7 protein-coding genes are annotated in these 11,088 nt (G+C 42.8%); 4 read left to right on the top strand and 3 right to left on the bottom strand.

The features are described 5' to 3' along the window. Positions 1 to 15: 15 nt before the first annotated feature. Together VF06_RS38145 and VF06_RS38140 are read right to left on the bottom strand one after the other, a co-directional pair. Positions 16 to 1,380: an ABC transporter ATP-binding protein gene (locus tag VF06_RS38145; protein ID WP_099073525.1), complete on the bottom strand. Its 1,365-nt coding sequence runs from the start codon at positions 1,378 to 1,380 to the stop codon at positions 16 to 18. Between the two features lie 344 nt (positions 1,381 to 1,724). Then, a complete protein-coding gene (locus VF06_RS38140) occupies positions 1,725 to 3,461 on the bottom strand; it encodes an ABC transporter permease (protein WP_099072563.1) in 1,737 nt (578 codons plus the stop codon). 810 nt (positions 3,462 to 4,271) lie between these two features. Here VF06_RS38140 and VF06_RS38135 point away from each other — a divergent pair. Next, complete coding sequence (locus VF06_RS38135; protein ID WP_099072562.1) at positions 4,272 to 5,858, top strand: B12-binding domain-containing radical SAM protein; 1,587 nt, start codon at positions 4,272 to 4,274, stop codon at positions 5,856 to 5,858. 432 nt (positions 5,859 to 6,290) lie between these two features. Here VF06_RS38135 and VF06_RS38125 read toward each other — a convergent pair whose 3' ends face one another. Next, positions 6,291 to 7,814 carry a phenylacetate--CoA ligase family protein gene (locus VF06_RS38125; protein WP_099072560.1) on the bottom strand — a complete coding sequence of 508 codons (1,524 nt, stop codon included), beginning with the start codon at positions 7,812 to 7,814 and terminating at the stop codon, positions 6,291 to 6,293. A gap of 368 nt (positions 7,815 to 8,182) precedes the next feature. Here VF06_RS38125 and VF06_RS38120 point away from each other — a divergent pair, with 368 nt between their 5' ends. From VF06_RS38120 to VF06_RS38110, 3 genes are all read left to right on the top strand, one after another. Further along, entirely contained in the window at positions 8,183 to 9,877 is a 1,695-nt protein-coding gene (locus VF06_RS38120) for a serine/threonine-protein kinase (RefSeq protein WP_099072559.1), read from the top strand. Positions 9,878 to 9,892: 15 nt separating this feature from the next. Then, the gene (locus VF06_RS41840) at positions 9,893 to 10,096 is read left to right on the top strand and encodes a hypothetical protein (RefSeq protein WP_099072558.1); all 204 of its coding nucleotides are present in this window, start codon (positions 9,893 to 9,895) and stop codon (positions 10,094 to 10,096) included. Further along, positions 10,093 to 11,088 (top strand): serine/threonine-protein kinase (locus VF06_RS38110; RefSeq protein WP_143874545.1); only part of this gene is annotated, 996 nt, incomplete at its 3' end. The genes VF06_RS41840 and VF06_RS38110, both read left to right, overlap by 4 nt.

The following is an 11,088-nucleotide window of genomic DNA, read 5'->3' as shown; positions in this document are numbered from 1 at the left end:
ATCCCCCCATCCCCCTCATCCCCCCATCTCCTCATCTCCAAACATTGGTTCTGGTAAATAGAGACGTTCTTCTCTGGCATCATATTCAAATAGTTCTGCGTAGCGACCCCAGTCAATTGCGGTAGCAAATTGTCGTTCTGCTTCTGCATGGGGAAAATGTTCATCCAGTAAATCTAGGAAGAAATCTGCGCGCATTGAACCATTGCGTTTTTCGCGCAGTGTTTGTACCATACTGACTAACATTGGTATATTTTGCAAAACTTGTTGTTGAAACAGATCTTTACTTCGTAAAATTGTCGTGGTAGCAAAGTCACGTCCAATATCAGTTACTTGCACATCACCTTGTGTTACTTTTGCGAAACCCAACAACACTGCACCATCAAGAATCGGTAAAAGGTCATCCACTGCAAGTTGCAGCCGTTCTGCTAACTTAGGAATATCTTCTTTGCCTTGCGGTTGTTCAACAATTAATTCCAAAAGACCACTGATCCCACCGACTCGGACATGAGGTAATGATTGGCTATAGGGTGATTTAGATGTTCGTGTTGGTGGTTTGGTGGCTGCGAGTGCAACTTCTCCGGTGACTTCGGCTTCTGGGTTGGTCATCACTGTATATATATAATCTACTAAAGCTTTGAAGCGCGGATGAGTGCGATCGTGAGGACGTGGTAAATCAATTACAACTTCACCACGAATGCGCCCCGGATTTGCTCCTAAAATAATCACTCTGTCTGCTAAAAATACTGCCTCTTCAATGTTATGAGTGACAATTAATATACTTTTGGAAGGAAAACCCCCGGCATTCCAGAGGTCATCAATTTCACCCCGCAGGTTTTCAGCTGTCAAAACATCCAAAGCACTAAATGGCTCATCCATAAATAATACTTGCGGTTCAATTACAAATGCCCGCGCAAAGCCAACTCGCTGTTTCATCCCACCGGATAATTCTTTGGGATAAGCACTTTCAAAACCATCTAAACCTACTAAGTCAATAGCTTTGAGAGCGCGTTGTCGTCGTAATTCTCGATTCACCCCTTGTGCTTCTAGCCCTAGTTCCACATTTTCCTGTACTGTCAGCCAGGGTAACAAAGCAAAGCTTTGAAAAACCATTGCCACATCTTTGTTAGCACTGCGTAAGACTTTCCCATTGCTAATGACTTGTCCTTCACTGGGTGGAATCAAGCCTGCCATAATTCGCAGTAAAGTACTTTTACCACTACCACTGCGACCGAGTAAAGCCACAACTTCACCTGAATTTACTCTGGCGTTAATGTGACGCAGAACAGTAAACTCCCCTTTGCCATCGGGAAGCGGAAAGCTTTTGTTAACCTCTTCAACGGCGATTAATACTTGCTCTGTAATTGGCGTGATTTTTGTCATAAATTACACTATTCTTTACTCTTATTTGCTCATAAAAGTATGACAGAAAGAGACTTTCAAGCCTGTTTACCCAACTTTATCAAAACAGAATAAAGGCGTCAGTCGTCAGAATTCAGAATGAATTTTGTACGACTGGCGGATAGCGCAGCTAAGCCGTGTCCGCGTACCCCTGCTCTTAAGCAAGCTACGCGTAGCGTCTCGTAGAGAGCGTCTTGATTCTGAATTCTGAATTCTGAATTCTGTATTCTTCTTCAATTCCTCGCGTTTTGAATACAAGTTTTGCCTTCAAATAACGCATGTCCACTGATACACAAAGTCAAGATGCTTCGCGCGCTATTGATTTTTTACAAATGATATTTTGTTTCTGCTAGGTGATACAACCATCGCCAAAATAAGCGATTTATACCAACCACATATAGACTCATCATTCCAATTCCTAAGGTGATGCGAGGCCAGTCACCGGCTTGGGTAGCTTCGGCAATATAGGCTCCTAAGCCGCTTGCTATTAAAGTGGTTTGTCCCCAACTGACAATTTCAGACACAATGCTGGCGTTCCAGGCTCCACCACTGGCGGTAACACCGCCTGTAACCCAAGAAGAAAAAATGCCAGGGATTATTAATTTACGCCATAACTTTGAGCCATGTAAACCGACATCTGTTGCCATTTCACGCAAATCTGTGGGTATGCTCATCGCTCCAGCGATGGAATTAAAGAGAATGTACCACTGAGCGCCAAGGGACATCAATAAAATGCTACCGAAGTTGATGCTGATGTGGGTACGAATAAAAAAGAGGGTGGCAAAGGGAAAGATGAAGTTGGCAGGAAATGAGGCTAAAAATTGCACCACAGGTTGTAATAGTCGTGCTAATTTTGGGTTAAAGCCGATCGCTACACCAATGGGTGTCCAAATCAGCGATGCTACTATCAACAGCACTACTACCCGCCCCAAGGTAAGTAATCCTAACAAAAATGCTTTGACTACTTCACTAAACCCCACTGTGGCGAAAATAAAGTGCAAGCCGGTAATTACAAGTGCGCCGATTACTACTAATAAAACAAAGTTGTAAAGGCGATCGCTTAATACTTGCTGATTTTTATCTACATTATTATTTATTGGATGTGGTGGAGTCAGTGAAGACAGAAGACCGTTAATAACTTCACCCACTGGTGTCAATACCTGGACTATTAAACTAGGAAGTCGCGCAGCTTTGAACAAATCCAATAGCCAAGATTCTGGCGCTTCTGCTGCTGCACTTGTCTCTGAGCGAAATTTATCTGCCCAAGCAATTAACGGTCGCCAAAATAGTTGGTCTACTAGTAAAATTACCACTGCGATCGCCACTAATGCCCAACCCAAAGCAGACAAGTCTTCTTTGGTAACCGCCGCCGCAACGTAAGAACCTAGTCCTGGAAGTGTATACTTTTGATTCAAGACGCTAATCGCTTCACTCGCCGCCACAAAAAACCAACCACCACCAAAACTCATCATGGCGTTCCACAACAACCCAATGGTAGCTGAAGGTACTTCTAATTTTGTGAACCTCTGCCATTGTGAGAGACGGTAAAGTCTTGCTACTTCATCAAGTTCGGATGGTACTGTTCTCAATGATTGGTAGAACGAAAAGGTCATGTTCCACACTTGGCTGGTAAAAATCGCGAAAATCGAAGCGGCTTCTAATCCCAATAAACTACCCGGAAACAAGGCAATAAAACCAGTCACCGTAATTGATAAAAACCCCAAAACAGGAACCGACTGTAATATATCCAGCAGGGGAATTAAAACTCGCTCTGCCCGCCGACTTTTGGCTGCAATATAGCCATATATTAAAGTAAATAAAGTCGAACAAAACAGAGCGATAAACATTCGTAGAGTCGAACGCCCTGCATAATAAGGCAAATTACCTGGATCTAAGCTGACACTAGGTACAACATCTGGCGGTACAAAGCTAATTAATGCCCCTGCACCTACACGGGCAATTAGTCCCACTAATACTAACGTACCCATAATCAAGGCGATGTCAGCTAGACCAAACGGTAAGCGCCGCAACGCTTCTGGTGAGGGAAAAGTTCGCCTCAGCATAACTGTGGTTCCTTTTTTCAGTAAATAGTCTAGCTTTTTGGGAACTCGGATAAGCAGTATGAACTTCCCTTATGGTCTGGGAAAAGGTTAATGGTTCGACAAGCTCACCAACCGGGGTAAAGGGCAAAGGATGTATTTGAAACCTTTCCTCTTTAACCGAACCGTATTGGATCTGCATTACCCCACCCCGGCTTTTCTGGCGCAAAACCTCCCCTTGACAAGGGCGGGGGTTGGGTAAAACGTTTGTGGGATAAGCGTTTGATCTGAAGTTGACAGCAATGTCTCACTTGCTACTCCTACCCCGTTGGCGTAGCCTCTCGTAGACAAAGATTAGTAAAAATATTCTATTTAATGCCCTTGGATTTGGCGTTGTACATTTTTTGGTGTGGTTGTTAAACGCCAGTTGCTTTAAGTCGGAAAACTCGTCCAAGGCACTGGCGACTGTTGACACTTAAGTGTCAGCCGTCAACAGTATGAGCGAGCAATTTAAAAGCCTAATAGTTTATTATATGAGTACCATGTTGCTTTAAGCTCCACAAATATTTTCTTGGCTTGCTAAATATTACGAGAGTTTTTCTCATAGGGTACACAGGGAGATTTTAGATTTGTGCTACCCACAACGATTGTTAACGCAGGTGGGATGGGGTTAGTCCGGCGTGAAACAAAACCATCTCAAATCCGTCTTGAAAAGCTTTGAGAGCCAATTTCCGTCATTCAATTTTTTCGCAAAATCTAGAATTGCTACGGTCAATAAGCCTTTATTTTTCGTTACAGTTGGGATAATAATCAAAGTGTGAGGATTGATACTAAATGCGAGTATTGCTGGTGTATCCAATATTTCCCAAAACCTTTTGGTCATATGAAAAAATTTTGGAATTAGTCGATCGCAAGGTTTTATTACCACCTCTGGGTTTAGTAACAGTAGCAGCAATTTTGCCCCAAGAATGGGAATTTAAACTCGTAGATCGCAACATTCGTCCAGCAACAGAAGCGGAATGGGCGTGGGCGGATCTAGTCATCTTCTCAGCAATGATTGTTCAAAAACAAGATTTACTCGACCAAATCAAAGAAGCAAAGCAGCGCGGTAAGTTGGTTGCAGTGGGCGGCCCTTACCCGACTTCTGTACCCCACGAAGTCCAAAATGTTGGTGCAGATTTCCTCATTTTGGATGAAGGGGAAATCACATTACCGATGTTTGTTGAAGCAATTCAACGGGGAGAAACTTCTGGAACTTTCCGCGCTACAGAAAAACCAGATGTCACAAACACACCAATACCCCGCTTTGATTTATTAGAATTCGATGCCTATGATATGATGTCTGTGCAATTTTCGCGGGGGTGTCCCTTCCAGTGCGAGTTTTGTGACATCATTGTTCTCTACGGCCGCAAACCACGTACTAAAACGCCGTCTCAACTGTTAGCAGAGTTAGATTACCTCTATGAACTAGGTTGGCGGCGGGGTGTGTTCGTAGTGGATGATAACTTCATTGGCAACAAACGCAATGTGAAATTGTTGCTTAAAGAATTAAAAGTCTGGATGGCTGAACATCAATATCCGTTCCGATTTGACACTGAAGCTTCAGTTGATTTGGCACAAGATCCAGAACTGTTAGAGTTGATGGTGGAATCGGGTTTTGCTGCGGTATTTTTGGGCATTGAGACGCCAGATGAAGACAGTTTGCAATTAACCAAAAAATTTCAAAATACCCGCAATTCTTTAATTGATGCTGTGCAAACCATCATCAAAGCTGGATTGCGTCCAATGGCTGGATTTATTATTGGATTTGATGGCGAAAAATCCGGTGCAGGCGATCGCATTGTCCGGTTTGCAGAAAAAGCAGCAATTCCTTCAACTACTTTTGCCATGTTGCAAGCGTTACCCAACACTGCCCTGTGGCATCGCCTGAAAAAAGAAGGACGACTCCGAGAAAATCAAGATGGCAACATCAACCAAACAACATTGATGAACTTCGTACCCACTCGTCCTTTAGAAGAAATTGCCAGAGAATATATTGAGGCGTTTTGTACTTTATACGACCCAGTTAAATATTTGGATCGTACTTACCGCTGCTTCTTGATGATGGGTTCGCCCACTTGGAAAGCACCAGCTAAAACGCCAGAGTGGGTAGTTGTGAAAGCCTTGTTACTTGTGATTTGGCGACAAGGAATCAAACGCGAAACCCGTTGGAAATTCTGGCATCATTTATTTAGTATTCTCAAACGTAACCCCAAAGTTTTTGAGCATTACCTCGCCGCTTGTGCCCACAACGAACATTTTCTAGAGTATCGCCAAATTGTCCGCGACCAAATTGAAAGTCAGTTAGCAGAATATCTGGCGCAGGGTGAAGAAAAGCCCTATGTACCAGTTAAGGAAAAAACTGAAGCGGTAGTCAGGTAATGAAACTGAAAATTGTTGATTGTTGATTGTTGACTGTTGACTGTAAACCGGAGCCACTGAGGTCTTGGAGTTTCCCCAACGGTCAACAACAACCCCTCTACTTAATAGACTTCTAAGAGAAGTCGGGGAAAGGGGAAAGGGAAAGGGGAAAAGGGGAAAGGATAGACTTCTAAGAGAATTCGGGAAAGATTTAATGAATCTAGACAGAACCTCTAATCTTGGGGAAAAGGATAGACTTCTAAGAGAAGTCGGGAAAGAAGGTGCATGTTTGGTATTTTCCCTTTCCCCAATAAAGATGTATCCCTTTGACCACAAGAGTCCAAAAAGCAATTGATTGCACTCTTACTCCATGAGCTGCGCTCACAAGGAACAATGAAAATGATCTTGGAAGGATTTTGCGTTGTTTCAGCCTCTATTTTCAAGGCAGGTCTCTTATTTACGGGTATAACGATGTTTCACGCCAACAGGGAAATATTCAGCATCGCCCATTGGAGCTAATGTCACCTGTGGTGTTTGATATTCTACGGGAACATAGTTAGCAAATTCGCTATTTAGGCGTAGTAGTTGTGAAAGAATGGAAGAGGCGATCGCTTTTCTTTGAGCTTCGCTAGCTTCTACTCCTGGTGCTAATTCTACAACCACAGATAAAAATCGATTTTTATCTGCATCTTCCTGCACCTGCAACACAAACTTACCCGTCACCCATTCTTGAATCACTGGTTGTTCTAATCCCACCGTTACATTTTCTGGATAGATATTTGCGCCAAAGTAGGAAACTGTAAAGTTAGAACGACCGAAAACATATACGAAAGGTAACTGATGAATACCTCTAAAAAAGTCGGGAGTGGGAAGTACTGAATTTTGCAACTGTGCAACAGGATCGAATCCCCATTTGGCTAAAAATTCCAGCATGGCATCATAACTAATTATGCCGCCAGTGTCCAAGATGTCATAGCGCACTAAAGGAATACCGTTGTCTCCAGAAAATAACAATGCGCCATTTTGAACTTCAAAAAACCGACTGCAAGGATCGTACTGTACTAGTGTAGGTAAGCGGGATTCGCCAAATAAATCCCTAGCTGCATCGGGGTTTTCTGCTAAAAAACGACGAATGCAAATACTCAAAGGCGTTTCATTCCCTAAAACTCCCGCATCCGCAGTGCCGTAAAGTGATGCAAAATCATAGCAGGGATTTTCTGAACCAACACGTTTACCAACTAAACTCCGCCATTCTTCGCTGAATACTTCTCCAGCCATGACAAATTTTATCTGATATTGCTGCCACTCTACACCACGAGCAATTCCAGTATCAATGACATCTTTCAAAAATGGCGGATATCCCAAAAGTACCACTTGCTCGAAGGCACAACCCAATTGTTGTACAACTCGCAATATTTCTTCTTTGTTGTTACCCGGAGTAATTACAGTCAGGGGATAACCTTTACTAGCAAGGTAGCGACAGCAATTGGTGGTGAACATTCCACCAACCCAAGTTCCTAAGGTGAAACAAATCACAGCTAAAGTACGTCTAGCATCTGTAAAAAAACTATCGTGAAAAATTTGTTCAAAGCGTGTAGCTATTTGGAGTTCATCTGTGAAAAAACGCGGCCAAAATGTCGGCTTACCAGTGGAACCAGAGGAAGCGGCTATCATATCACACCCTTGCAATTGTCCGTGGCGGCACAAGTCAGCCAAAGGATAACGCAGTATATAATTTTCTTTGGCGATCGCTGGCAGTTTTTCAAAGTCCTCCAAAGTTTGAATATTCGCTGGATTAATTTGTCTTTCTGCTAAAAAAGCCTTGTACGCCGGTACATTCACCGCGACATCATGAAATAAACTTAAAACTGCTGAACTTTCAGTGTTAAGATGTCGTTGCAGTTGCGTTTCCAGGGGGGTAGAAAGAAAATTTTCAAATTCTTTAATTACTCGCTGGCTTTGTGATTTGCAATTCATAATGCTTGTTTTTATCCTAAAAGTAGAGCTAACATTTTTTATTTGCAAGTAAAAAGCTCAAAGACCAAAATAAAAACAAATATTTATTAAATTTTTCGTTTTTTTACTTTTTAAGTTATATAAGTCCTATTTGATTTTTGACTGCAACGAGCCATCGTCTATTTTCTACTGTTGTCTAGACAAGACTTAATTGCCTTTATTCTCACACTGTAGGAATTCAAAAATCAAAGTTGATTACTATATTACATAACCATACAAAACCATATTCCTAAGGATAGGAACACCCTACACTAACGTTTGGTAAGATATCCGAAAACAACTGTACGCACATTGTAGTCATTAAATAAAATCTTAAATACTTGGGCATCATGCAGGTCTATTGCAGCAAACAACACACGAATGATAATGGTAACCGCTTTTGTACCCATTGCGGCGAACCGTTACCCATCACTGTGGGACAGGTTATAGATAATCGCTATCAAATCATACGTCAACTCGGCCAAGGCGGCTTTGGACGCACTTATTTGGCAGAGGATAAAAAATCCCATCAAACCTGTGTGCTGAAGGAATTTGCACCCCAAGTCCAAGAAAAGCAAGATTTACAAAAAGCCAAAGAGTTATTTGAACGGGAAGCCGATGTCCTTAAAAAACTCCAGCATTCTCAAATTCCGCGTTTTCACAGTTCAATACAAGTAAAAATAGGTACTAAAGATTTTTTCTTTTTAGTCCAAGATTATGTAGACGGTGAAAATTTTGACCAATTATTAGAACAGCGCCGCGCCCAAGGAAAAGCCTTCAGCGAACAAGAAGTCATTACTTTACTGCAACAGATTCTACCAGTGTTAACTTACATCCATTCACGGGATGTAGTTCACCGCGATATTTCTCCCGATAATTTGATTTTGCGGCGTTCTGATAATCTACCAGTATTAATTGATTTTGGTGGCGTTAAACAATTGCCAGCTTCTCAAGGTTTTTGGCGCACTCAATTGGTTGGGAATAACACTTTGCTGGGTAAAAAAGGTTATGCCCCAGAGGAACAGTTAAGACAAGGCAAAGTATTTTTAAGTAGTGATTTATACTCTTTAGCTGTAACTGCATTAGTGTTGCTGACGGGACAAGAACCGCAGAAATTATACGACAGCTATCAGGGACTTTGGTACTGGGGCAAGCAAATCCAAGTGAGTCCCAAACTAGAGTCTGTGTTAAAAAAGATGCTGGCGTATAAACCGAGCGATCGCTATCAACGAGCCGAGCAAATCCTCAAAGATTTACCATCGCCAAATGCAACTAAACCACCAGCAAATTATATTACCAAAATAAAAACAACGGTAGTTGCTCCAGGAAGACAACGCGCCAGTGCGATTATCAGTAAATTCCACAACAGAACCCAAGCCATTGTTAAACCAGCATCATTCCCCGCTTGGATTCGTCCTTTTGTCATGAGTCTTGGCGGTACAGCGTTAGTTGTGTTAACTGGTGCAGGTGCTTGGGCGGTGGTAAACGCAGTTATTCGGGGAGTATCTTCCATTACGATACCATCGATTTCTTTACCGCAAATTCCCCAATTACCCAACCCTAGCACTCAACCAGTGAGCGAGCGCAATACAAATCGCAACCTCCAAGAAATTATCAATCGCCGTCAACAACTACAGATTAGCGAAGGATTTTTTACTCGCACCGTAGATGATATTTTTTATACAAAAAATTCCCAATTAAAGGGACGTAGTCTCACCTCAAAACCTGAAGATGCCCGTTTGCGAGATGAATGGTACAGTATTGCTGACGATTTTTTGAATAAAGTACAACAAGCTAACCTCAGTACAGCAGCGCGTCGCAAACTAGGAACTTACACTACACAAGATTACGAAAGATGGAGACGACAAGCGCGGGCTGGAGAATTCGGAGATTATACAATCGATCGATTGAACAAAGAAACAAATGAGAAATTCGATCGCTTGTTTCCTGACCAAGACCGTGGGAAACTCAATCAGCAAACTTTCGGTCAAATTTGGTATGCGATGGCGGCCGATCGAATCGATCAAGTAAAATCTGGCAAGTAGTGTGAGATGAGGGAAATGAGGGAGACAAATCAATTCAAAATTCAAAATGACGCTCGCGGACACAGCTTAGCTGCGCTAACAAAATTCAAAATTAAAGAACTTTTGACTTGTCACTTTTTAATGCCCCCTGCCCCCCTGCCTCTTCCCAATGCCCCATGCCCAATGCCCAATGCCCAATGCTCAATCTCTAATGTAGTGAAAAATTGGATACGCCCATGAGTTATGGTATACAAGCAGGACTAACTTTAGGCGATCGCTATGTGATTGTGCGTCAACTCGGTCAAGGTGGCTTTGGACGCACTTATTTAGCTGAAGATTTTAACCGCTTCCGCGAACTTTGTGTTTTAAAGGAATTTTCTCCCCAAGTCCAAACCGCTTACGTTGTTGAAAAAGCTCAAGAACTTTTTGAGAGAGAAGCAAGCGTTCTCTATAAGCTGCAACATCCCCAAATCCCTCGCTTCCGTGAATTGCTTCGCACTAACTTGCAAGGCAGAGAATATCTGTTTTTAGTGCAAGATTATGTAGAAGGGGAAACTTACAACTCTTTGTTACATACCCGAACCAAGCAAGGTTTACGCTTTACAGAAGCAGAAGTCCGCCAATTATTACAACAAATTTTGCCAGTGTTGGAGTACATCCACTCACTAGGTGTAATTCATCGTGATATTTCTCCAGATAACTTAATACTCCGCACCGTTGACCAACTACCAGTATTAATCGATTTTGGCGGTGTTAAACAAGTAGTGGCAACTGTCGCTTCCCAATATTACCAACCCGGTGTCATGGCTTCTTCACCGTCACCAACTCTGTTAGGTAAAATAGGGTTTGCTCCCCCAGAACAAATGCAAACTGGGTTAGTGTCTCCCCACAGTGACTTATATGCCTTAGCAGCCACCATGTTGGTTTTACTGACAGGTAAACTACCCCAGGAATTAATTGATACTTATAATTTAACCTGGCAATGGCAACGAGAAGTCAGCCTGAGTCCGGTGTTAGGGCAAGTATTAGATAAAATGCTATCCGCCAGACCAGGCGATCGCTATCAATCAGCCCGTCAAGTACTCCAAGCCCTCAACCCCCCCCCAGTCAACTATCCCCCCACTCAATACCCCACCCCCAAGCCACCAGAACCCACATCCGCCACCATCGCCGTCTCCCCCCCACCTCCCTCATCTCCCTCATCTCCTCCACCTCTCTCATCTCCCCCATCT

Source organism: Nostoc linckia z4, assembly GCF_002608075.1.
Lineage (GTDB): Bacteria > Cyanobacteriota > Cyanobacteriia > Cyanobacteriales > Nostocaceae > Nostoc > Nostoc linckia.
The sequence above is the reverse complement of the archived record's forward strand: the minus strand, read 5'-3'. Positions and strand labels throughout refer to the sequence as shown.